This window comes from Prochlorococcus sp. MIT 0916 (assembly GCF_047305155.1).
Taxonomy (GTDB): Bacteria; Cyanobacteriota; Cyanobacteriia; order PCC-6307; family Cyanobiaceae; genus Prochlorococcus_B.
In genome coordinates this window covers 672092-694701 of sequence record NZ_CP138980.1, presented here as the reverse complement: position 1 = coordinate 694701, position 22610 = coordinate 672092, and the positions used below count along the sequence as shown (strand labels likewise).

The window sequence follows — 22610 nt, the reverse complement described above, 5'->3', positions numbered from 1 at the left end:
ATAGTTTAAGGATATAGCTGTAGTGAGCGTCAAAACAGTTATCTTGCAGTTCATTTGTCCTGATAAGCCAGGACTTGTCAGTGATTTGGCAAGTTGGATAGCAAGTAAAAATGGCAATATTAGACATGCTGATCACCATACAGATGCAGATGCAAAATTGTTTCTAAGTCGAATTGAGTGGGATTTAGATGGATTTCTGCTTGATAAAAACGAAATCAAATCTGAAGTAATTTTACTTGAGCAGCGATTGAATGGAAAAGCCGTCTTGAGCTTCTCTGATGATTTTCCAAATGTAGCAATCTTTGTTAGTAAGCAGAGCCATTGTTTAGTTGATCTTTTATGGAGAGTGAAGGCAGGTGAATTATGTATGAATGTACCTTTAGTTATATCAAATCATTCAGATTTAGAGGGAATTTGTTCAAGTTTTGCGATTCCTTTTAAGCTTATAGAAGTAGATAAAAATAATAAAGTAGATTCCGAAAGTAAAATATTAGATCTACTAAATGATTATAAAATTGATTTAGGGGTTTTGGCTAAATATATGCAGATTTTAAGTAGTTCATTTTTAGAGAAGTTTCCTCACCTCATCAATATTCATCATTCTTTTCTGCCTGCTTTTAAAGGAGCTCAACCATATCATCAGGCTTGGGAAAGAGGGGTAAAATTAATTGGTGCAACAGCGCATTATGTAACTAAGGATCTTGATGCTGGTCCCATAATTGAACAGACTATATCTAATGTGAGTCATCGTGATGAAGTATCAGATTTAGTAAGAAAGGGTAGAGATTTGGAGCGAGTCGCTTTAGCAAGAGCTTTAAGATTGCATTTAAGAAGACAAGTTATTGTTTATAGAGGTAGAACGGCTGTATTTACATGAATAATAATGCCTATATTCTATATTTAAAGAAAAATTTTTCAGATAATATTGGCTGGAGTTGTTTTCAGTTAGGTGTATTTTGTTTGCCGTCTAGCGCGTTAATTTCTTATATATTTTTGCTTGTAGCTCTTGTAGACGGAAGTCTTAAAAGAAAGGATCTCTTTTTCAGGGAATATTGGAATTATCCTCTAATATTAGTTACTTTGTTGATGATAATTGGTTGTATTCGTTCTCATACTGGTTGGCTAGCTTGGCTTGGTCTTTTTAATTGGTTGCCATTCTTCTGGTGTTTTTGGGGTTTACAACCATATTTGTTAACCTCTGAAAGAAGAAAAAAATGTGCTTCTTGGCTTGTATTAGGAAGTCTTCCTGTTTTAATAACAGGCTTTGGCCAGTTATGGCTTGGATGGGAGGGGCCTTGGCAGATTTTTGATGGTTTAATAATTTGGTTTATTGCTCCAGGAGGAGAGCCTTTAGGAAGATTGTCTGGGTTGTTCGATTACGCGAATATTACTGCTGCATGGTTATCGGGGGTATGGCCATTCTGTTTGGCGTCAGTTCTGCATCCTTTTCTTGTCGGAAGAAACCGAGTTATTCCCTGTGCTTTTTTAATTGCTTTTGTTTCAGCAATGATTTTGACTGACTCTCGAAACGCATGGGGTGCAATTTTTATGGGTTTACCATTAGTTTTTGGCTCAGCATCATGGAGCTGGTTAATACCTTTAATGCTTATTTTCTTTCTTCCGGTGTTTATTGCGATTTTACCAGTTTTTGATTTTGGAATTCAACAATTGGCAAGGAGTATTGTTCCTGAATCTATTTGGATGAGACTAAATGATATGCAATTTGCTGATACTAGACCTTTTGATGCAACACGTATTGGTCAATGGAAAATAGGACTTAATTTAATTTTTGAAAAACCATGGTTGGGTTGGGGGGCAGCAGCTTTTTCTATCCTTTATCCTTTAAGGACAGGATTATCTCATGGCCATTCTCATAATTTGCCTTTAGAATTAGCAATTAGCCATGGCCTAGTAGTCTCTTTGTTGATAAATATATTTGTGTTTAGCTTATTATTAATTTCTTCCTTTTATAGAATATTTAATAATTTTAATATTCAAAAAAATATAGTAATTGATAGAGCTTGGTGGACTTCTACTTTAATTCTAATTTGTTTTCATGCGACAGATATCCCACTATTTGATAGCAGAATAAATATCTTAGGTTGGATATTGTTGATAGGTCTTAGATGCATGATCTACAATTCTACAAGTAATAATATTTCATTAAAAAATTTTGAAAAAGTTTTATACTAACTCTCCTTCTTCAATTGTAATTTGTCTTTCGTAAATTGAATGTTCATTAAATATTCTTGCAGTTAAAAAGCTAGCAATACAGGTAATCAAGAGTGGCTTAAGTATTAACAGATTCTTAGTTAATGCGAAGGCTAAAAACATTGCTGTTAAAGGGGTTCTTGAGCATCCAGCTACAAATCCTCCCATTCCTGCGAAAATATAGGTTGTTGGCACATGGCCCGTCAATGTTTCTACTCCTATTCCGCTGGCTAAGCCTATCGCTCCGCCTAGGGTGAGCATTGGATAAAATAAACCACCTGGAGCTCCCGATGCGGCTGCCAAGCCAGAAGCAAAAAATAAAATTAAAAATATACTTATTGCGAGTGTAAAACTACTACTTTCATTAACAATAATATTTTGTAATCCTTCGATATTATGAAAACTTTCTGGAATTATTGAATACATCGAGCCAAGTAATAATCCAGATAAACTCATTCTGTGAATGGTTTTATTTTTAAACCATTTATTTCCTAGGACTTGCATCTTTAAAACATATTTGCAATATATTTCTGCTAAGAATCCAATTAAGATTCCTAAAACTATTAAGTATAAAAAATCTATTGGAAAGAATTCGATGACTGGTGTATATGCTCTCTCTAATTGAAAACCTAAATTATTAATAAATCCACCAGCTTTTTGATCTAGTCCAATCGCTTGCAAAATATCAGCGCAACTATCAGCCCAGAATGTTGTTACTACTACTAGTAAGAGGACTACTGGTCTGGCTGAATTTAGAAGTTCTTCAATTGCATAGACAAAGCCTCCAATAGGTGCACTGAAAATTGCGGCAATTCCTGCTCCTCCTCCTGCTGCAACTATGACTCTGCGAAATGAAATAGGGGCCTTTAGCCATTTTGCCATTTTCCAGGCAACAGATCCTCCCATTTGTACTGCTGGGCCTTCTGGGCCTAGTGGAAATCCACTGCCAATAGCAATTATTCCAGCAAATAGTTTGACGATTCCAACTCTTAATCCCATAGGGACTGGCTTATGGCGAAGAAATGCAATGATGTGACTTACTCCTGCTCCTTTTGCTGCAGGGGCAAAATTTTGAATGAGCGATCCTGACATCAAGCCTCCTAATGCTCCTAATATTGGTAAAACTATCCATCTAGGTATATATGAAAGAAGATTTGATCGATAATCTTCTAATGCATGAATTCCAGTTTTAAATAATATTCCTGTTAATGCTGCTCCTAAACCTGTAAGTATGAGAGCAAGAATTACATTTAGCCATTTCCTTTGAAGAAGTTTTTTTATGCTTTGACTTGATTTTTTTTTTACGGGATTTTGAATTTGACTGTTGAGCATTTCAATCAATTTAGGTTTGTAAAATAGAGGCTTCTTCTTCTTTTGTTATTACACGGCCATCTTCGATAAAGTTTGGTATTTCATCAAAGTTTAAATATCTGTATATTTCGTCATTTAAAGGGGAAACTTTTTTGGAAGCTATTGCAAGATATTCATAAGTTGTAGGTATGTGACCCAACAAAGCGCAAACAGCGGCCAGTTCTGCACTTCCTAAGAACACCTGAGCTCCTTTTCCTAATCTGTTATTGAAATTTCTTGTACTGGTTGAGAAAACAGTTGAATTATCTTCTACACGAGCTTGATTGCCCATACATAGAGAACAACCAGGCATTTCCATTCGGCTACCAGCTTTTTCAAAGATTTCATAGTATCCTTCTTTTTTCAAAACCTCCTCGTCCATTCGTGTTGGCGGACATACCCATAATCGTGCGGCTATTTTTCCTTCTCCTTCGAGAATTTTTGCAGCGGCTCGATAATGACCAATATTAGTCATACACGAACCGATAAAAACTTCTTGAATCGGAGTGCCTGCGACTTCGCTTAAAAGCTTTACGTTATCAGGATCATTCGGACAAGCTAAAACAGGTTCTTTGAGTTCATTCAAGTCGATTTCGATGATTTCTGAGTATTGAGCATTTGAGTCGGCTGATAGTAAATCTGGTTTTTTTAACCAATCTTCCATTTCTTTAATTCTTCTACTGATTGTTCTTGCGTCTTTATATCCCCTAGCAATCATATTTTTAAGTAAAACAATATTGCTTTTTAAATATTCACTAATTGTTGATTCAGAGAGTTGAATAGTACAGCCAGCACAAGATCTTTCTGCACTTGCATCAGTCAACTCAAAGGCTTGCTCTAATTTTAAGTTTGGTAGACCTTCAATTTCTAATATTTTTCCATTAAATACATTAACTTTGTTCTCTTTTGCTACGGTCAGAAGACCTTTTTGGATAGCCATCCATGGAATGGCATTTACTACATCTCTTAACGTGACGCCAGTTTGTAAAGACCCTTTAAAACTTACAAGCACTGACTCTGGCATATCTAAAGGCATGGAACCAATGGCTGCAGCAAATGCCACAACTCCCGAACCTCCTGGAAATGAGATGCCTAATGGGAATCGTGTATGACTATCGCCACCTGTCCCGACTGTGTCCGGTAATAGCATTCTATTTAGCCAACTGTGAATAATTCCATCGCCGGGTTTTAATGCTATGCCTCCTCTTTCAGCAAAAAAATCAGGGAGTTCTTTTTGAGTTTTGATATCAACGGGCTTGGGATATGCTGCGGTATGACAGAAACTCTGCATAACTAAATCTGCAGAAAATCCTAAACAGGCTAATTCTTTCATTTCATCTCTAGTCATCGGACCAGTAGTATCTTGACTACCAACTGTTGTCATTATTGGCTCACAACTTGCACCAGGGAGCACGCCTGCTAAACCGCAAGCTTTTCCTACCATTTTTTGAGCTTGTGTAAACCCATCCTTTGATGCAGGTGGCTGTCCAGGACGAATAAAAAGAGTAGAGGGGGGAAGTTTTAATTTTGCTCTAACTTTGTCTGTTAAAGCTCTTCCAATCATTAAAGGAATTCGCCCACCTGCTCTTACTTCATCAGTAATAGTTTGTGGTTTTAAATTAAATTTTGATAGAAGTTCTCCACTGTTGATCTCATTGTCACTCCTTCTAACTTCTCCTTTGTAAGGAAAAATAGTGATGACATCTCCTGTTTTGAGATTGCTTACATCGCATTCAATGGGAAGTGCACCTGAATCTTCGGCAGTATTAAAGAAAATAGGAGCAATTTTGCCTCCTATTACAACACCACCTCCTCGTTTATTTGGTACGTATGGTATGTCTTGTCCTGTATGCCAAAGCACAGAGTTTATTGCTGATTTTCGAGAGCTTCCTGTTCCAACTACATCGCCAACATATGCAATAGCATGTCCTTTCTCTTTTAATTTTTCAATAGTGCTTAAACCATTTTGATCTCGTGTCTCTAGCATCGCTAGAGCATGTAAAGGAATATCTGGTCTTGTTGTGGCATGAGTAGCTGGAGAGAGATCGTCTGTATTTGTTTCTCCTTCAACTTTAAATACTGTTACTGTTATTTCTTCAGCTAAAGGTCGTTTATTGGTGAACCATTCTCCATTGGACCAGCTATTTATAACTTTTTCTGCATAAATATTAGTTTTTGCTAATTCTAAAATATCATTTAGCGCATCATAAACTAAAAGAGTATTACTTAATCCATCGCAGGCTGAAGCTGCTAATTCCTTATTATTAGACTTTAGTATTTCAATTAATGCTGCTACATTGTATCCGCCAATCATTGTACCCAAAAGCTCAGTTGCTTTTAAAGGGCTTATTAATGGACTTTTTGATTCTTCTTGAGCAATTGAGCTAAGCCAAGTCGCTTTGACATAAGAGGCTTGATCAACTCCAGGAGGAATTCGATTAATAAGAAGATCAACTAAGAAGTTTTGATCGAATTCGTTATCTGGTTTTTCTAATAATTCTGTTAAATTTTTAGTTTGTTTTGCATCTAAAGGAAGCGGAGGGATTCCAAGCGCTTCTCTGTCTGCAACATGTGATAAGTAATTTTTTAGCATTTTTAAATCTCAATAGAGAATGTATTTGAGTGAGAGTCTTTTGTTTTCATTGTTTACAACCGCATGTTTCTTGAACAAACATTCAGATAATGCAACTTATTACCCCCCTATGACTGATACTTCTCTAATCTTATATCTATGATCACGCTTTAAATGTCCACCTCATCATATTTTTCAATGGTGGATAGCACCTCAGACCTTCATGTGGTCGAGACTCGTCCATTAATGTCACCAGCATTACTTCATAGAGATTTGTCTTTAGATAAGGCAGCCTCTGAAGTGGTCTCTACTACTCGCAAAAAGATTCAATCAATTCTTCATGGTATTGATCCAAGAATGTTGGTTATTGTTGGACCATGCTCGGTTCATGATGTTGATGCTGCTATTGAATATGCAAATCGCTTAGCTTCATTGAGGGAGAAATATAGTCAGAATTTAGAAATTGTTATGCGTGTTTATTTTGAGAAACCTCGCACAACTGTTGGTTGGAAAGGACTGATTAATGACCCTCATCTTGATAATTCTTACGATATTAATACAGGTTTAAGAAAGGCAAGAGGTCTATTACTTGATTTAGCCAAAAAAGGAATGCCTGCTGCAACCGAATTACTTGATCCAGTTGTTCCTCAATATATTGCTGATTTAATTAGTTGGACTGCTATTGGAGCAAGAACGACAGAGAGTCAGACTCATCGTGAAATGGCGTCTGGATTATCAATGCCGGTTGGTTATAAGAATGGTACTGATGGGACAGCAACGATAGCGATTAATGCAATGCAAGCGGCTTCAAAACCTCATCATTTTTTAGGAATTAATCACGATGGTCACGCTTCGATAGTTAGTACTACAGGCAATCCAGATGGTCATCTTGTTTTAAGAGGTGGTAAGAATGGAACTAATTATCATCTTGATGCAATTAATTTAATTGCAGATGAATTGGCACAATCTAAGATGCCTGGAAAAGTTATGGTTGATTGTAGTCATGGTAACTCAAATAAGGATTTTCGTAGACAATCAGAAGTTTTACGGGATGTTGCATCACAGTTAAAAGGTGGATCAAAAAACATAATGGGTGTAATGATTGAAAGTCATCTTGTTGAGGGTAATCAGAAATTAAATTCAGATTTGTCAAAACTCACCTATGGGCAAAGTGTTACAGATGCATGTATAAACTTCTCTACAACTGAAGTTTTATTAGAAGAACTTGCTGAATCAGTCAAATAAATCTAGTTTTTTATGTTCCTATTAACCATATCCCTATACAAGTTACTCCAATAGGAACAGTTAAATTGTCAATACCCCAAGGACTTATTTGTTCTAAAAAAGTTGCTATTAGCGAGATGACTATAATTTCTAGAGGCTGTATACCTAAATTATTAGTTGAAGAGATAATTGAAGTTGTCATAGCTACCACTGAACCCATTGTTAATGTTCCAATAACTGATTTTGTTTGACCCAGGATTGACCATTTTGGAGACTTAAGAGATCTTCCAAGTAAACCTGCTAATCCATCACCAAAAGCCATTGATAGTACTCCTATGGAAATAGATGATGCATAGCGAGGCCAGAAAAGTAAAAGTAAAATTGTGATACTGATACCATATGCAATTGTTCCAAAACTTTTTCTTTCGATATCCTCAATGGCAGGTAATAAACGATATTGGTAATTAACACCCAAGGCTATCGTGATCAATAAAGCTGTGAAGAAAGCAATGTTTTTTGGAATATCAAATAACCAAGCTAAAAGAATTACAGGCCCAGTTCCAATATGAATAATTTTTCTACTTAACTCTTCTTTTTTAGGGAAATATCTTTTACATGAAAATGCAATCAATAAAATTATTGTTATCCATAAAGCAATAACTACAATAGCTATTTTAATAGGCAATGTTTAAGCAGCGTTTTGATGAGTAGTCATTACTCTCAATTTTAAAATTGCTTTTGCCTCAAGTTGTCTTACACGCTCTCTCGACACATTTATTTGTCTTCCAATTTCAGCGAGAGTAAGTGGTTCTTCACCATCAAGTCCAAAGCGAAGTCTCATGATTTTTTGCTCTCTCTCATTTAATTGAGATAACCATCCTCCAAGGTGTTCTTTTTGAATACTTCTATCCATCCCTTCCATGGGCTCATCAGAATTTGGGTCGGGAATTAGTTCTCCAAGAGTACTACGATCTTCTTCGCCTCTCGCGTGAGCATCAAGAGATGCGCATGGCGCACTTTGCGACACTAGATCTTCTAGGTCTTGAGGTTCTATTCCCATTGCGTTTGCTAACTCTAGTCTATTTGGCTGCCTACCAAATCGATGGGATAATTCTCGGGATATACGGCGCATTTTTGAAAGTTTTTCGCTTATATGTATTGGCAGTCGAATAGTTCTAGCACTGTTATCAATGGCACGAGTCATTCCTTGTCTTATCCACCAGTATGCATAGGTTGAGAATTTATAACCCATTGCAGGATCAAATTTATCAACAGCTCTTTCTAACCCAATTGCACCTTCTTGTACTAAATCAAGTAATTCGAGACCTTGATTTTGATATTTTTTTGCAACGCTTACAACTAGTCTCAGGTTTGCAGCCATCATGCGATCTCTTGCTCGCTTACCCATTTTTATTTTGTGTTTCTGACGGGTAGAGCGTTGTTCAAGCGGAAGACTCAACAAATCTTTCATTTGTTGGACATGATGAGCAAGTTCAATTTCTTCTGCAGGAGTCAGAAGTGGAACTCTTCCAATACTTGTGAGATAGAAACCTATCGCATCAGTTGCTAGGCGATTACTTTGTCTTCTAGGACTTCGAGATTTTTGACTACTTACAGTTGATGTAGATAGTTTTTGATTTGTGCTTGCCGAATTGGAATTCTCTGATGAACAATCAGAAATCTCCTTGGCAGATTCCAGCGGGATCCCCATCACCCTGGCCTCTTGAAATTAGATTTATTAAGAAGCTAGCACTTATAGGGAGAAGTTGACTAATTGAAACGAAAAATTCATGTCTTTTTCCTTAATTAGGTATAAAGCGCATCAAAAAAATAGATTAAAAGTTTTGCAAAAAAACTTTAAAATATTAGCTTTCTTCTTTTTTGTATAGCTTAATAATTTTTTCTTGAATATATTTTTTCTTATCATTCATTATTTGAGTTTTGGTGTAGCTACCATCACTTTGCATATTCCAAGAGTCTTTATTTTCTTCTAAATAAGAATCCAATAAATGTTTAATTTCTTTTTTAATTTTATTGTCTTCAATAGGTGTAACTGCTTCAACTCTTCTATTTAAATTACGCCTCATCCAATCTGCACTACCAATAAATACTTCTGCATCGCCATCGTTATTAAACCAAAAGATTCTTGAATGCTCTAAAAACCTACCAATAATGCTTGTTACTTTTATGTTTTCGCTTAAGCCTTGTTTCTGAGGATATAGGCAGCACATACCTCTAATTATAAGTTCAATTTTTACTCCTTCTTGTGATGCTATATAAAGTAGTTTTATAATTTCTGGATCTACTAGGGAATTCATTTTGGCTATTATTCTTGCTGGCAAACCATTTTTCGCATAATTAATTTCTCTCTTTATTAGTTTTTCTATTCCATTTCTAAGAGTTACCGGTGCGACTAATAATTTTCTGTAGGATTGTTGTTTTGCAAATCCTGTCAGATAATTAAACAGTTCAATAAGATCTTGACCAAGCTCAGGCTGACAAGACAGTAAGCCAAAATCTGTATATGTTTTAGAAGTTTTTGAATTATAATTACCAGTCCCAATATGAAAGTATGTTCTTAATCTATTTTTTTCTTTTCTTATGATTAAAGCGATTTTTGTATGAGTCTTCAGTCCAATGACTCCATAAACAACGTGAACCCCAGCTTGCTCTAATTGTTTTGCCCATTGGATATTATTATCTTCATCAAATCTTGCTTTTAGTTCAACGAGAGCCATTACTTGCTTACCTTTCTCAGCCGCTCTTATTAGTGCATCAATAATTAAAGAGTCTTTTGAAATTCTATACAAGGTCATTTTGATTCCCATGACTTGCTTATCTTCCGCAGCTTGATTTATGAACTCTTCGACTGATGTCGAAAAAAGATTGTATGGGTGATGGACTAGTAAGTCATTACGGCGAATTATGGAGAATATACTTTTAAAGTTACTTTGATTTCTAGTATCTAATTCTTCTTGGTCTCGCAACTGACTGTTTTTGAGTGAATGATGAGTAATGCCTTGATGCTCTCTAAATTTTAATTTTGGAAGATTGAAAGTTGTTAATTCTATTAATTCATCTAATGCTAGTAAGCCCTCAATTTGATATAAATTTTCTTTGTCAACATTCATGCCTTCTTGTAAAAGCTCAAGAATGACTTTTGGCGTATTTGTAGAGACCTCTAGCCTAACTACTTCACCTCCTTTACGACGTTTGCGTAAACCTTCTTCAAGTGCGCTCATTAAATCATCAGCTTCAATATCCCGAAGCTCTAGATCTGCGTCTCTCGTAACGCGAAAGAACGAATATTCTTTAACACCCATTCCAGGGAAAAGCATGGACAAGTTATTTGCAATGATTTGTTCAATGGGAATTCCTGTATATTTTGTTGATTCATTCTCATGAAGTTCAATTGGAATACTTATAAATCTAGAAATACTTTCCCTAGGAATTTTTATGCGCGTAAATTGTTCTTTATTTAATTCACTGTCGACGATAATTGCAGCTAAATTCAAACTGAGATTACTAATGAAGGGGAATGGATGAGAAGGATCAACTGCTAAGGGGGTTAATATAGGAAAAATTGCAGTTGTAAAATAATTATCTATCCAAATCTTTTGCCTTTTATTTAATTCATTGTATTCAAGTATAAATATATTATTTTTTTTAAAATCTTCTTTTATATATTGTCTGGTTTTATATTGCTGCGTTTTTAAAATAGGATCTAAATAATTACGAATTTCAATAAGTTGTTCTTCAGGAGATTTTCCGTCTTGGCTTCTTTTTGAGATTCCACCTTCTACTTGTGATTTTAATGAAGCAACTCTAACCATAAAAAACTCATCTAAATTATTGCTAAAGATTGAACTAAATTTAATTTTTTCTAGTAATGGCGTTTCTTCTTCTATAGCAAGTTCTAAAACACGTTTATTAAAATCAATCCAACTTATTTCACGATTTATATAATTTTCATTATTGATTTTTAGACTAGTCATATCTACAACAAATTTATCCTATTGTTAGATGTTATTTTAATATCTTGATAGTCTATAAGTCTAGGAGATTACTCTTTGCTTGTTAAGACTTGTTCCTGAGATTAAAAACATAACAATTAATAGAAGCAAGATAGTTCCAAAAAATGGACTTCTCGGTCCAAAAAGATCATATGAGCGTCCTGCTGCTATTGCCCCAAGAAAAGTTCCCAGACTTTGTAACCCCTGCAGATTGCCTAATACTGCTCCTTGCCCTATTGAACTTAATCTTCTCGAGATTAGTGCTCTTAAACTAGGAGTTACTAGTCCAGTTCCCATTGCAAGTATTGCTACGCCACTAAATACAAGAGGAATTGACGTGTCTATATTTGCAAGAGTTAAAAGAATACATCCAGTCATTACAAAGCCAATACCAGTAAAAGTTAATCTCGATTCCCCAAATCTTTTCACAAGTGGACCAATTAGTCCTCCTTGGACAATCATCGCTATGACACCAACTACAATGAAAGCGGCACTACATAATTCAGGACTCCATTCAAATTTTTCTTTTAAATAAAGGACTAAAACAGCTGTAAAACCATTGAATGCCATAAAGAAAATAAAAAATGAGAAGCAAAGTCTTCTAGCTAAAGGATTTGTGAATACAATTAATAGCTGACTAATTGGATTTAAATCTCTTTTTCTTGGTAGTAGATTTCTTTTATTTTTAGGTAGTGTTTCTGGTAAAAATAAAATTACAAAAATCAAATTAAATATTGCAAATCCGCTTGCCACCCATACTGGTAAAGTTACACTAAATTTTGCTAGAGCTGTCCCTAATCCTGGCCCTAGAATAAAACCTAAGCCAAACGCTACTCCTATCAACCCAAAGGTTTTTGCTCGATTTTCGGGAGTTGAAATATCAGCAAGTATAGTAGTTGCAGTAGCTGCAGTACCTCCACTTATACCATCAATTATTCTTGCTAAAAATAGCAAAGATAATGGCAAAATTGAGGCCCATAAAGGTAAATAATTATCCCAATTTAGACTTACAGTTATTGCAAATAAACATATTCCTATTACTGAACCTGATACACATGTGATGATGATCGGCTTACGACCAAAACGATCACTCATAGCACCAATCAGTGGGGCTGCAGCAAACTGGGATATTGCATAGGTTCCAGTTAAGAAACCAAGAGTCGTCGCGCTTGTGGTGAATTTTTCTAATAAAAAAGGTAATAAAGGTAAAACAATAGTTTCACCTAAGCGATCATCCAGAAGTGTTATGAAAGCTCCTAAAAGAGTAGGAATCTTTAGCCTTCTCAAAGCAAATGGCTCATAATTTATTCACCCTCTCATACTGTCAGAGAACTTGGCTTCATTTAATGAAAACAGTCTAAATCGATATTTGCGACCTTGTGAGAGTTCTGATGAAATGGCTCTGAGAGAAGTTTATGAAGATGCTATTCGAACTTGCGATAAGTCCTTGTATAGCCAACAACAGATTGATGCTTGGTCTTCCTTGGCTTATCTCCCTGGGATTTTAGATAAACCTCTGAAGCAAGGAGTTGGTTGGGTGAGTTGTGTTAATAAGACTATTGAAGCATTTGCTTTGAGATATCCAACTAATCGTTTGGCATTACTTTATTGCCGAGGGCGTTCGTCACGCCAGGGTCACGCTACAGCTTTATTACATCAAATTGAGGAAGATACTCTCAAAGATAGACCTATAAATTTAAAAACAGAGGCAAGTTTATGTAGCTATCAATTACTTTTACGTCATGGATGGATAATTATTGCTCCTGATGAAATTCAAATAGGAGGTGTTCATTTTTCTCGCTATTTAATGGCAAAAACTTTGCATTGAATGTCTTTTTTAAAAGATCTTCTTATGAATCAATATTTGCTTGTCTCCAATTGATTAATTTTTTTAAGTACTTTAAAGCTAATCCTGAATGAAGTATTTCTTTCGCTTTATTAATTCCTTCTTCAATATCAGAACTTATGCCTGCATAAAAAAAGTAAATACCAGCATTCCACTCTAGTGCTTTAGTTAAAGGACCTTCGCCATTAAGAGCTTGGAAAGCAAGTCTCTGCCAGTCTTCGATGTTGGTCCATTCAAGATCTTGTCCTGAATATTTAAAGTCTTTGGGATGAAAAACTGCTCTAGTTCCATTTTGATTTTTATACTGACCAATTGTTGATGAACGACTTATTGAAAGATCGACCCCACCTTCAAGGCCTTTAACAGTAATTACGTTTTCTTCAGCCATAAGCTCAAGTGTTTTCCAGTGCCTTTCTTCAGTAGGCGAATGAACATAGCCACTTATATGTAGATGATTTCCTTGATGACATGTCCAGATTAATTCCATACTTGCTATAGGTGGTCGCTTACCTATTTGATCTCTATAAGGAATTAAATTTTCAGCTAGTGGAAAATGATCTGGCTGATGTATTAAAGCTAGGTCGTTATGGTTGAAAAAACTTTGCAGTTGGTCTATGGATAGACCGGTTAAATTTATTCCTAAAGCTTGAAAGAGTTCGTTATGGGTAACGCCATATTTCACAGGCATACGAGAACCCCCATGCAAAATAACAGGCTGTTTCTGAGTTAGTAATAGTAAAGTTGTTAGAGGGTAAATAGGGGCTGTTTTTTTTCGACCATCAAAAGGCATCCCAAAAAATATAGGTTGACGTTGATTAATGGGTGATTGAATTTTTGGTCCAAGTTCTATATAGGCATCAATCATCCCGGCTAATTCTTCAGGGATAGGACGTCTAATTCTATGCGCAATCATGAAGCCACCAATTTGTGCTGCACTTGCCTCTCCTTTTAGCATCAGCTTAATAGCGGATTTAGTTTCTTCGCGAGTCAGACTTTTACCCGTAAACTCACCACTACCTATTTTTTTTAAATAGGTTTTAAATTCTTCGTAGTTGTTCGACATAGGAATTATTTCTCAAAAGGAAGTGTTGTCCCCAATTTTTTATTGCATATTGACGATTTCTTTTACGTATTTAACAAATCCTATTTCATCGTTTTCAATTGGTTGATTGACAGGATTCACTGGAGCCACAATTACAGCACTTGCTTTTAGTTCAGGCTGTTTAGATACGGGACATGATTGTTCATGCATCAAGTTATTTGTTTCACAGTGATTTGTTTGAGTGAAGCCCCAGTGCATTGGAAGAAAAACGGTGCCTCGACGTATACGGTCAGTTTCTTTTACACGTACCGTAAGATATCCTCTACGAGAATTAAGAGCAGATAACTCACCATCTTTGATATTCATATCTTTTGCATCCATAGGATGAATTTCAAGTAATGGTTCAGGGTGCATTTTATTGAGTCGATTTACTTTTCCAGTACGAGTCATGGTATGCCATTGTCCAAGGTAACGCCCAACAGTTAAGACTAACGGGTACATATCGCATGGAGGCTCAGCAATTCCCAGAGGTTGCTTAGTGTAAAACTGGGCTCGACCATTAGGTGTTGCAAACTTTTTATCTTCATAAAGTCGCTTGGCTTCTTTCGTAGGATTACTCTTTCTTGGAAATGGCCATTGTTGGGGACCAATGCTTTTTAGTAATTCATGATTAAGACCCGAAATATCACAAAGACGACCACTTGTCAGAGCGGTGAATTCTGAATATACCTCAGAAGAAGAATCGTAAGTAAATTGATCAATAAAGCCAAGTTTTTGGCCTACTTCAGCAAAGATTTCCCAATCTGGACGACTTTGACCAAAGCAAGGACGAAAAGCTGGACAATAAGTAATTCGCCTTTCTGAGTTAGTCATCACACCGGCTTTCTCACTCCACTGTGCAGCGGGTAATAATAGGTGGGCGTAATGAGAGGTTTCTGTATTTACATATGCTTCAGATAAAACAACTAGTGAACAGTTTTTTATTGCTGCTTTCACTCGATTTAGATCAGGCATGCTTACAAGTGGATTAGTTGCAGCCACCCACCAAAGATCTATTTCTCCTTTTTCCATTGCTTCAATTTGTTGCCAGGCATTTAAACCTGGTTTTTCAGAGATACTTCCAGCAGGAAAATCCCAGTGATTTTCGACTACTTGTCTATGTTTTTTACTAGCAACATGTCGATAACCAGGAAGTAGATGAGATAGGCCTCCTGCTTCACGTCCTCCCATTGCATTTGGTTGACCAGTAAGTGAAAAAGGTCCTGCTCCTTCTTTCCCAATTTGCCCGGTAAGTAGATGTAGATTGATAAGTCCGCCAACAACTGCAGTACCTTCTCTGCGTTGATTTACACCCATTGACCAAAGACTGAGTACCCTTTCGTGATGATTAAACATATTAGCTACTTCTTCTAATTTTTTTTCTGGGATACCACAAAAGCGAGCAACTTTTCGTGGTGTCCAATTTTTTATAATCTCTAGGAATTCTGAATATTTATCTGTATGATTTTCAATAAATTCTGTATTTTGCCCATTTTTTTTCAGAATCAAATGGGCAATACCATATAACAGAGCTAAGTCACTGCCTGGAGCAATAGGCAGATAAATGTCAGCTGCTTTTGCAGTGTCGGTTAATCTTGGATCTATAACAACAATTTTTACTTTATCACGATGTTGTTTTTTTCTTTTGAGTAGACGTTGAAAAAGCACTGGATGGCATTCCGCAGTATTTGTGCCAATAAGAAATGCAACGGTGTAGTGATCAAGATCTTCATAACAACATGGAGGGCCATCTGATCCAAGACTTAAATTATATCCAGCGACAGCTGAGCTCATACATAGTCTTGAATTTGCATCAAAATTATTTGTACCTAAAGCTCCTTTGAGTAATTTTTGAGCAATATAGTAGTCTTCAGTATGAAATTGTCCAGAACCGTACATCGCTATAGAGTTTGGACCTTTTTTGATCAAACTTTTTTTGATCTGTGAAACTATCTTATCTGTAGCTTCATTCCAGCTAATCGGTTGATATTTAGCATTGAAATTATCTCGGTACAGAGGTTGCTTTAATCTCCCTGGAGACAAGGTTTCTCCTACGGTTGCACCTTTAATACATATTTGTCCAAGGTTGGATGGATGATTGCGATCTCCCCTAGACCTCCACATCGGATAACCATCTGCATCTCTACGGACTGCTTTTCCGATTTCAGCTGGTGGTTGCATTTCTAGACCACATCCAACGCCGCAATATGGACATTGAGTAGTTAAATTTTCAATTTTCTCTGTCATCTCAATTTAACGAGATAAGAAAATAAAACCTTGGGTAACTACCCAAGGTTTTGATTGAAAATTGATTAATATTTTAAGCAATTTCCCCTTCATGTAATTCATCGAAGGATCCTTTTGGTTCTTTAAGAAAGAAAAAGCACATGAATGCAACTATCAGCCCTGCTATTCCTAAGATTTGGAAAAAGGCACTATTGGAATTAGCAATTATCTCTGCTGTCGCTTCTCCACCTCCACTCATCCACATAGGTAGAAGACTAAAAATAGTTAGATAAGTTACTGCTCCTACGTTGCCATAGGCACCAACAAGACCAGCGACCTGTCCAGTAACTCTTCGTTTAACAAGTGGTACTAGAGCAAAAGTAGCGCCTTCCCCTGCTTGAACAAAGAAGGAAGCCAGCATTGTTATGAATAATGCGACGAGAATTCCACTTACCCCTGAAAAAGTACCAGGTTTTATCCAACTCATGACAAGGTATCCAATTCCAAGGCCTCCGGTTAGAAAACTCATAGTATTTTTTCTACTTCCGAGCTTGTCAGAAATTAGACCTCCAGCTGGACGTGCAACAAGGTTAACGAAAGCAAAGGAGGAGGCTAGAATACCTGCTGTTGCTTTTGGTAAATCAAATGTTGTCTCAAAAAAAGTAGGTAACATTGAAACAACTGCCAGCTCAGAACCAAAATTCACAATATATGTGAGTTCAAGAATGGCTACTTGTTTAAATTCATAACGGTCTTCTTTTGGATAAATTTTAGTTCCTGCAATTAACTCTGAGTTTGTACGAATAATCCCCCAAGTCTGAAAAGCGAACCAAATTAAAACAGCGAAAAGAGCTAATGGATATGTTCCCTCATCAAGGAAACCAACTTTCTTTAACCGCCAACACAAAACAGAAAGTATTGCTGCAAACGGTACATTCATTCCCAAAAGCCCCCAAAAATCTCGCATAGAAGTGACTTCTAGACCAGCTGTTTTAGTTGGGCGCTGATAAATTTTTCCAGGAGGAGTATCTCTGACATTAAAGAAATAAAAGATGCCATACAATGCTGAAATTAGACCACTGCCAGCGATAGCACCTCGCCAGTTAAGAACGGCACCTGTTGGTAATTCAAATCCACCTGAAAAAGAAAGTAACCCAGCAATGGCAACCATTGTCAGAGCCGAGAAAGCCGAGCCAAAATTACCCCAACCTCCATATATTCCTTCTGCTAGACCGATTTCTTTAGGTGGGAACCATTCAGCCACCATCCGAATACCAATTACAAATCCTGCACCTACAATTGAAAGTAATAAGCGAGCGATAACTAATTGATTAAAAGTTTCTGCTGAGGCGAAAAGTAAGCATGGAACTACCGAAAAAATGAGAAGACTTGAGTATGTTTTACGTGGTCCAAATTTATCTAGAAGCATTCCGATGAGGACTCTCGCTGGAATTGTTAATGCAACATTACAGATAGCTACAGTTCGAATTTGACCCAAAGTGAGTCCCAAGTCTGCCTTAACAGTCGTAGCAAGGGGAGCCAAATTGAACCAAACAACAAAAGTTAGAAAAAACGCAAACCAAGTGAGATGAAGTGTTCGATATCTCCCTTGAAATGTCCAAAGATTGCCAAGCATTGAAATTAAAAAGTAAGAAAGAAGGCTTAAAAAGTTTGCCTATTGAAAACGGTAAAAAATCAAACCGTTTTGAAGAATTAAATCAGCCGGTACACACCGACTAGGTAGTAGTCGATACAAAAAATGAGAGTTTTATACCTATTTGCTTAATTAAGTAGTTATTGCTACTAAAACGAATTATTCGTCTGAGGATTTCAAGATCTTTAATATTATGTGGCCAAAAAACACAAATATATTAGATATCAGATGTATTGATTCTCTTGAATTCAGTTTAAAATTTTTACTGATAATCTAAATTCTCATTCATCATATTTGCATCAATTAATCAATTGAAGATGATTAATATCAATCAACAAAAAGAGGAGACCATAAAGTTGCTTCAGAGGCTATTACAGGTTCAATATTGATAGAAGTTGAACTATTTGTATTTAATTTTGTATTTGATTGTTTAATAATAATGTTATCTCGTGTCCCCAGTTCAGACCAAAGAGTGGCAGGACTAGCAATTACTGGGTCAACAGTAGTTAATTTATTTTGAACAGCAGGGGAATAGCTTCTAAAAAGCTGAACAGCTAAAGAACTAATAATGAATGCTCCTAAAAATCCTGCTGAAACAGTAATGGCACTTCTTTCAGTGCTTCGTACGGAACTTGTAGACATGATGAATTTAGATCGTTTTAGCTTAAGCTCCCCGTTCCTTGGCTTAAGGCGATTTGCGGCTCGCTGAAGCGAGTTGAACGTTTTTGTAGTCTTCACTACATATTTATTATGATCCCTTTTCTAGAGCATTGTTGTTCGGTGTAATACAAAAGTATTTAATAATTCTTCCAAAAATAGTTGAATGCTGTATCTTTTGACTTTATTGAGGTTTTGATTTTTTATAATTTATGCCTCTATAAGAAAATAGAGTCTCATCAATTGTAATTTTGGCTTTAATTTGCCTATCTAGATAACTCGTGTTTGAGTAGTGAAGATTTTTAATGTCCTCAGGTAAATATTTTTGACCTCTGTATGTAAGGAGATCCATGAGAAGAAAATAATGAACTATGCAAGACTTCTCGACTAAGACCTAAAAAGATCTAAAAAGAAGAAATAAGTATTAATGAATACATATTAGTTCATCAAGTTCCTAAAAAGTGGTTCATGTTGATACAAAGCAACAATAAATGAATTGAAAAATAAAATTTATTGACTGTATTTAATTGTATGGATTTTACTTATTATCATTTTAAGTTAAATATAAGTTAAATAAATTCAAACTAAGATCTACTAATTGAAATTCCATCCAGTATTTTTAGATTTCAGAAAAGAGTTGGTGGGAAGTTGGCTAACTCCAGACTGAAAATAAGCATCATTATATTGGTTCGTAGAGGCATAACTTTTACTTATATACCAACCATGAGTTATACCCATTAACATTCCTAAACTAATAGCAAAGCGCACTTTTTTGAAACGACTTTTGAGAATTTCTTAGATTTTGAGTATGTAAGTTGTCTTTATTTATACGAAAATTCATTTTCTAAAGAACATTTTTTGATTTATGTACTAATTAATACCATTTTCTTTGTGTATGTGGATTTTATCCTCCTAAATACGACATTGAAGGATGAGATTTTTGTGGATTCGATGTCTCAGATTTATCAAATCTATTTTCACTATATTTATCATCTCTTATTAGCCATATTGTCTCAAGAAATTCTTCTAAGCCTTTTTCATTAATTGATGGATTGAGCCATTTTTTTAAATCAGAACCATTGTTTGAAAAAAGACAAGTATGTGCGAAACCATCACTAGTAATCCTTAATCTATTGCAGTCAGAACAAAAAGGATTAGATATCGAAGATATAGTGCTTATATAACTTTTGCTATCTTTCATATACCATTTATGTGCTGTATTACCTTTTAATCTTCCAGCTTCTTTAATTTTAAAATGTTCTTTTATTATACTTATTAATTCGTGAGATTTTAGAACTTCATTAGCTTGCCAATTATTCTTATTTCCTACATCCATATATTCTATGAATCTAATTTCAATAGATTTAGCTTTAGCAAAGTGAACAAGATTTAAGATCTGATTATCATTTATGTTCTTTTTGATTACACAATTTATTTTTAGCCGACCCTCTAATGGATTAAAGCCTGCTTGGATGGCATTATCAATGCCTTGGAGAACTTGATTCAGCTTATTCTTAGCTGAAATCATATTATTATCTCCTGTCATTATTAAAAATATTTTTGGATCTAGAGCATCTAGACTAACTGTGATCCTGTTGAGTCCATAATCAAATAAATTTTGACATCTATCTTTTGTTAATAATGATCCATTTGTAGTTATAGCAATGTCTTTTAAATTATTTATAGGATGACTTCTTGTTTTCTTTAATGTATTAATTTCTTCTATCAGCTTATTCAACTGGCTGCTTATTAATGGTTCTCCCCCAGTTAATCTGAGTGAGTTTACTCCTAATTTGCAAGCAACCTTAATTATTGATAGGAATTGCTTATTAGTTAATGTAGTCAAACAGGTATTATTTTCTGGCATACAATATGGACATGAAAAATTACATGTATTAGTTAATGAAAGCCTTAAAACTTTTAACTCTCTATCATGAATATCTTTAATCATACCTTTAATAATAATTTAGTGATTTTAGTTCTTTTAATGAGTTTACATTTACGAATTCTTTGTCTTTGGCAAAATAATAATGAAAAGGAATTGATTTTGTCCATCCCTGAAAATTTATTTTACCTAATTGAAGTCTTTCATTTAATTTATTTAAGTTATTTTGATTTAGAGGATAAATACCAAGTAGAGGTTGAGCCATTTTATTGCTATGTGCGATAAGTGCTATATCTCTATTTTTTTGCCAATACTTTATAAAATTTTCTATATGCTTGCTATTAATGAAAGGCATATCTACTGGCATTAAGAGTATATAGTCATATTTTCCTAAAAATTTTGAATATAAAAACTCCATACAATTTAGTGGTCCATGGAAAGGTTTTTGATCAAATAATATATTTACTTTATGAAATTCACTAATTTCATTTATATGAGATTTATGATTAGTTAAGAGAATAGTTTCTAAGTCCAGTTTTTTCAGAATATTTAATTTATGTGATAACCAGCTATCGCCTTCATGATGTTTTAATAGTGCTTTATCTTGACCCATTCTGGTACTTTGCCCCCCAGAGAGAATACAAGCTTTGAGCTCTTTCTTAGTAGAACTATCTAAAATGATAATTTATTTTTCTCTAACTTAAAAAGTAGCATAAAACCTGAATAAATATTTATTTTGTTATCATGAAAACATAAATTATATATTAATTTCATCGATCTAATCTTCACTGTTCGCAAGTTCTATAATTTCTAAGAATCATAATTGATTAATATTTCTTTAAAAGCTTTAATAAGATTTCGGTGTTCATGTCCAGGTCTTGCAAGTTTACATAGAGCGAACCTTTCAAGTTCGCTCAAATTTGACCATATTCTCTGAGAGATCTGAAATGTATATTTGTTAGCTTCAACATCAATAAAGTCTGGGAGTTTACCTGATAACAACCAGGGCTCATCTTTTGAAATTAAAATTTCTTTTGCTTGACCTATACGACTATAACTAGTTTTATTTATCAAATAGGATTTTAATGCATTTAAGTCTTCAATCGAGTCTGACCAAAAAACTATTTTTCTTTTATCATCATGACTTAACTCTTGCCAATGTTGAAGTTTTAGTTTTAAACCGATAAGATCAAGTTTCCTACGGACGCACAAAGGTATACATCTTAGATCACCAATAAATTCATCTTCAAATTCAAAACAGTGGCTTGATTGTTCCAAGTCAAAACCTACGGATTTAATTTACCATAATAACTTATTTGTGAATTTTACTATTCTCTAACATATAATAATTAATCATTATTTTTTATTTATCATTATAAGTAATCAGAAATAAGGAAATGGATTCAAACCTAACTCATTTAAATGAGAAGGGAGATATGTTTATAGTTGATATTTCTGAGAAAATGAGCACTCATAGAGAAGCTCTTGCTGAAGGATATATTAATTTAAGTGTGGAAGCATTTGATAATGTAAAGGACGGCAATATAAAAAAAGGAGATTTATTTGCTGCTGCAAGATTTGCCGCAATTAACGCATCTAAAAAAACTTCGGATTTAATCCCACTTTGTCACTTATTAAGTTTAAGTAATATCAGGATTGATATAGATCTATGTAATAAAAAAAGAGCGATAAAAATAACAGCATTATGTAAAACGAATGCTCAAACTGGTGTAGAGATGGAAGCACTTACGGCGGTCTCTATAGGATTACTAACAATTTACGATATGCTTAAAGCTATCGATCCTTTTTTAACAATCAATTCAATTCGACTTTTAGAAAAAAAAGGAGGCAAAAAAGCTATCCTTAGGAGAGAAACTAATTAATTTTTTTG

At 34.9% G+C, this 22610-nt stretch carries 19 protein-coding genes; 5 read left to right on the top strand and 14 right to left on the bottom strand.

Going from position 1 to position 22610, the window contains the following annotated elements; translation table 11 throughout:
* Nucleotides 1-22 precede the first annotated feature (22 nt).
* Nucleotides 23-877, top strand: a complete 855-nt coding sequence (purU, locus tag SIB53_RS03605) for a formyltetrahydrofolate deformylase (RefSeq protein WP_413678833.1) — start codon at nt 23-25, stop codon at nt 875-877.
* Entirely contained in the window at nt 874-2193 is a 1320-nt protein-coding gene (locus tag SIB53_RS03600; protein ID WP_413678832.1) for an O-antigen ligase family protein, read from the top strand. Before purU ends, SIB53_RS03600 begins: the two co-directional genes overlap by 4 nt.
* On the opposite strand, the gene SIB53_RS03595 is transcribed toward SIB53_RS03600, so the two are convergent.
* Both SIB53_RS03595 and acnB read right to left on the bottom strand, forming a co-directional pair.
* Complete coding sequence (locus SIB53_RS03595; protein WP_413678831.1) at nt 2185-3543, bottom strand: ClC family H(+)/Cl(-) exchange transporter; 1359 nt, start codon at nt 3541-3543, stop codon at nt 2185-2187. The two genes, SIB53_RS03600 and SIB53_RS03595, sit on opposite strands and share 9 nt — an antisense overlap.
* A gap of 10 nt (nt 3544-3553) precedes the next feature.
* On the bottom strand, nt 3554-6154 hold the full coding sequence (acnB, locus tag SIB53_RS03590) for a bifunctional aconitate hydratase 2/2-methylisocitrate dehydratase (protein WP_413678830.1): 2601 nt from the start codon (nt 6152-6154) through the stop codon (nt 3554-3556).
* 153 nt (nt 6155-6307) lie between these two features.
* On the opposite strand from acnB, the gene SIB53_RS03585 reads away from it, so the two are divergent.
* Nucleotides 6308-7378 carry a 3-deoxy-7-phosphoheptulonate synthase gene (locus SIB53_RS03585; RefSeq protein ID WP_413678829.1) on the top strand — a complete coding sequence of 357 codons (1071 nt, stop codon included), beginning with the start codon at nt 6308-6310 and terminating at the stop codon, nt 7376-7378.
* 10 nt (nt 7379-7388) lie between these two features.
* On the opposite strand, the gene SIB53_RS03580 is transcribed toward SIB53_RS03585, so the two are convergent.
* The 4 genes from SIB53_RS03580 to SIB53_RS03565 form a co-directional block, all read right to left on the bottom strand.
* Complete coding sequence (locus tag SIB53_RS03580) at nt 7389-8042, bottom strand: diacylglycerol/polyprenol kinase family protein (RefSeq protein WP_413678828.1); 654 nt, start codon at nt 8040-8042, stop codon at nt 7389-7391.
* 3 nt (nt 8043-8045) lie between these two features.
* Nucleotides 8046-9068 carry an RpoD/SigA family RNA polymerase sigma factor gene (locus tag SIB53_RS03575; RefSeq protein ID WP_413678827.1) on the bottom strand — a complete coding sequence of 341 codons (1023 nt, stop codon included), beginning with the start codon at nt 9066-9068 and terminating at the stop codon, nt 8046-8048.
* 154 nt (nt 9069-9222) lie between these two features.
* Entirely contained in the window at nt 9223-11352 is a 2130-nt protein-coding gene (gene ppk1, locus SIB53_RS03570; RefSeq protein WP_413678826.1) for a polyphosphate kinase 1, read from the bottom strand.
* Nucleotides 11353-11412: 60 nt separating this feature from the next.
* Nucleotides 11413-12657: an MFS transporter gene (locus SIB53_RS03565; protein ID WP_413678825.1), complete on the bottom strand. Its 1245-nt coding sequence runs from the start codon at nt 12655-12657 to the stop codon at nt 11413-11415.
* A 109-nt stretch (nt 12658-12766) separates the two neighbouring features.
* On the opposite strand from SIB53_RS03565, the gene SIB53_RS03560 reads away from it, so the two are divergent.
* Nucleotides 12767-13198 (top strand): GNAT family N-acetyltransferase, encoded by a 432-nt coding sequence (locus SIB53_RS03560; protein ID WP_413678824.1) that lies wholly within the window; start codon nt 12767-12769, stop codon nt 13196-13198.
* Between the two features lie 22 nt (nt 13199-13220).
* Here SIB53_RS03560 and SIB53_RS03555 read toward each other — a convergent pair whose 3' ends face one another.
* From SIB53_RS03555 to SIB53_RS03520, 8 genes are all read right to left on the bottom strand, one after another.
* Nucleotides 13221-14279, bottom strand: coding sequence for an anthranilate phosphoribosyltransferase family protein (locus tag SIB53_RS03555; RefSeq protein WP_413678823.1), 1059 nt, complete (start codon nt 14277-14279; stop codon nt 13221-13223).
* 39 nt (nt 14280-14318) lie between these two features.
* Nucleotides 14319-16544: a molybdopterin oxidoreductase family protein gene (locus SIB53_RS03550; RefSeq protein WP_413678822.1), complete on the bottom strand. Its 2226-nt coding sequence runs from the start codon at nt 16542-16544 to the stop codon at nt 14319-14321.
* Between the two features lie 73 nt (nt 16545-16617).
* The gene (locus SIB53_RS03545) at nt 16618-18159 is read right to left on the bottom strand and encodes a NarK family nitrate/nitrite MFS transporter (protein ID WP_413678821.1); all 1542 of its coding nucleotides are present in this window, start codon (nt 18157-18159) and stop codon (nt 16618-16620) included.
* A gap of 345 nt (nt 18160-18504) precedes the next feature.
* On the bottom strand, nt 18505-18819 hold the full coding sequence (locus tag SIB53_RS03540; RefSeq protein WP_413678820.1) for a hypothetical protein: 315 nt from the start codon (nt 18817-18819) through the stop codon (nt 18505-18507).
* A 609-nt stretch (nt 18820-19428) separates the two neighbouring features.
* Complete coding sequence (locus SIB53_RS03535) at nt 19429-19602, bottom strand: hypothetical protein (RefSeq protein WP_413678819.1); 174 nt, start codon at nt 19600-19602, stop codon at nt 19429-19431.
* Nucleotides 19603-19738: 136 nt separating this feature from the next.
* Nucleotides 19739-20785, bottom strand: a complete 1047-nt coding sequence (gene moaA, locus SIB53_RS03530) for a GTP 3',8-cyclase MoaA (protein ID WP_413678818.1) — start codon at nt 20783-20785, stop codon at nt 19739-19741.
* A 4-nt stretch (nt 20786-20789) separates the two neighbouring features.
* A complete protein-coding gene (locus SIB53_RS03525; RefSeq protein ID WP_413678817.1) occupies nt 20790-21332 on the bottom strand; it encodes an NTP transferase domain-containing protein in 543 nt (180 codons plus the stop codon).
* Between the two features lie 197 nt (nt 21333-21529).
* Nucleotides 21530-21997: a nitrate reductase associated protein gene (locus SIB53_RS03520; protein WP_413678816.1), complete on the bottom strand. Its 468-nt coding sequence runs from the start codon at nt 21995-21997 to the stop codon at nt 21530-21532.
* 119 nt (nt 21998-22116) lie between these two features.
* Between SIB53_RS03520 and moaC the strand changes: the two genes are divergently transcribed.
* Entirely contained in the window at nt 22117-22602 is a 486-nt protein-coding gene (gene moaC, locus SIB53_RS03515; RefSeq protein ID WP_413678815.1) for a cyclic pyranopterin monophosphate synthase MoaC, read from the top strand.
* The last annotated feature ends 8 nt before the right edge of the window (nt 22603-22610 follow it).

Excerpts from the sequence above, each read along its gene's own strand:
- SIB53_RS03600 (WP_413678832.1), top strand. The coding sequence starts at position 874 with ATGAATAATAATGCCTATATTCTATATTTAAAGAAAAATTTTTCAGAT.
- SIB53_RS03595 (WP_413678831.1), bottom strand. The coding sequence starts at position 3,543 with ATGCTCAACAGTCAAATTCAAAATCCCGTAAAAAAAAAATCAAGTCAA.
- acnB (WP_413678830.1), bottom strand. The coding sequence starts at position 6,154 with ATGCTAAAAAATTACTTATCACATGTTGCAGACAGAGAAGCGCTTGGA.
- SIB53_RS03585 (WP_413678829.1), top strand. The coding sequence starts at position 6,308 with ATGTCCACCTCATCATATTTTTCAATGGTGGATAGCACCTCAGACCTT.
- SIB53_RS03575 (WP_413678827.1), bottom strand. The coding sequence starts at position 9,068 with ATGGGGATCCCGCTGGAATCTGCCAAGGAGATTTCTGATTGTTCATCA.
- ppk1 (WP_413678826.1), bottom strand. The coding sequence starts at position 11,352 with ATGACTAGTCTAAAAATCAATAATGAAAATTATATAAATCGTGAAATA.
- SIB53_RS03560 (WP_413678824.1), top strand. The coding sequence starts at position 12,767 with ATGGCTCTGAGAGAAGTTTATGAAGATGCTATTCGAACTTGCGATAAG.
- SIB53_RS03555 (WP_413678823.1), bottom strand. The coding sequence starts at position 14,279 with ATGTCGAACAACTACGAAGAATTTAAAACCTATTTAAAAAAAATAGGT.
- SIB53_RS03550 (WP_413678822.1), bottom strand. The coding sequence starts at position 16,544 with ATGACAGAGAAAATTGAAAATTTAACTACTCAATGTCCATATTGCGGC.
- SIB53_RS03545 (WP_413678821.1), bottom strand. The coding sequence starts at position 18,159 with ATGCTTGGCAATCTTTGGACATTTCAAGGGAGATATCGAACACTTCAT.
- SIB53_RS03540 (WP_413678820.1), bottom strand. The coding sequence starts at position 18,819 with ATGTCTACAAGTTCCGTACGAAGCACTGAAAGAAGTGCCATTACTGTT.
- moaA (WP_413678818.1), bottom strand. The coding sequence starts at position 20,785 with ATGATTAAAGATATTCATGATAGAGAGTTAAAAGTTTTAAGGCTTTCA.
- SIB53_RS03525 (WP_413678817.1), bottom strand. The coding sequence starts at position 21,332 with ATGGGTCAAGATAAAGCACTATTAAAACATCATGAAGGCGATAGCTGG.
- moaC (WP_413678815.1), top strand. The coding sequence starts at position 22,117 with ATGGATTCAAACCTAACTCATTTAAATGAGAAGGGAGATATGTTTATA.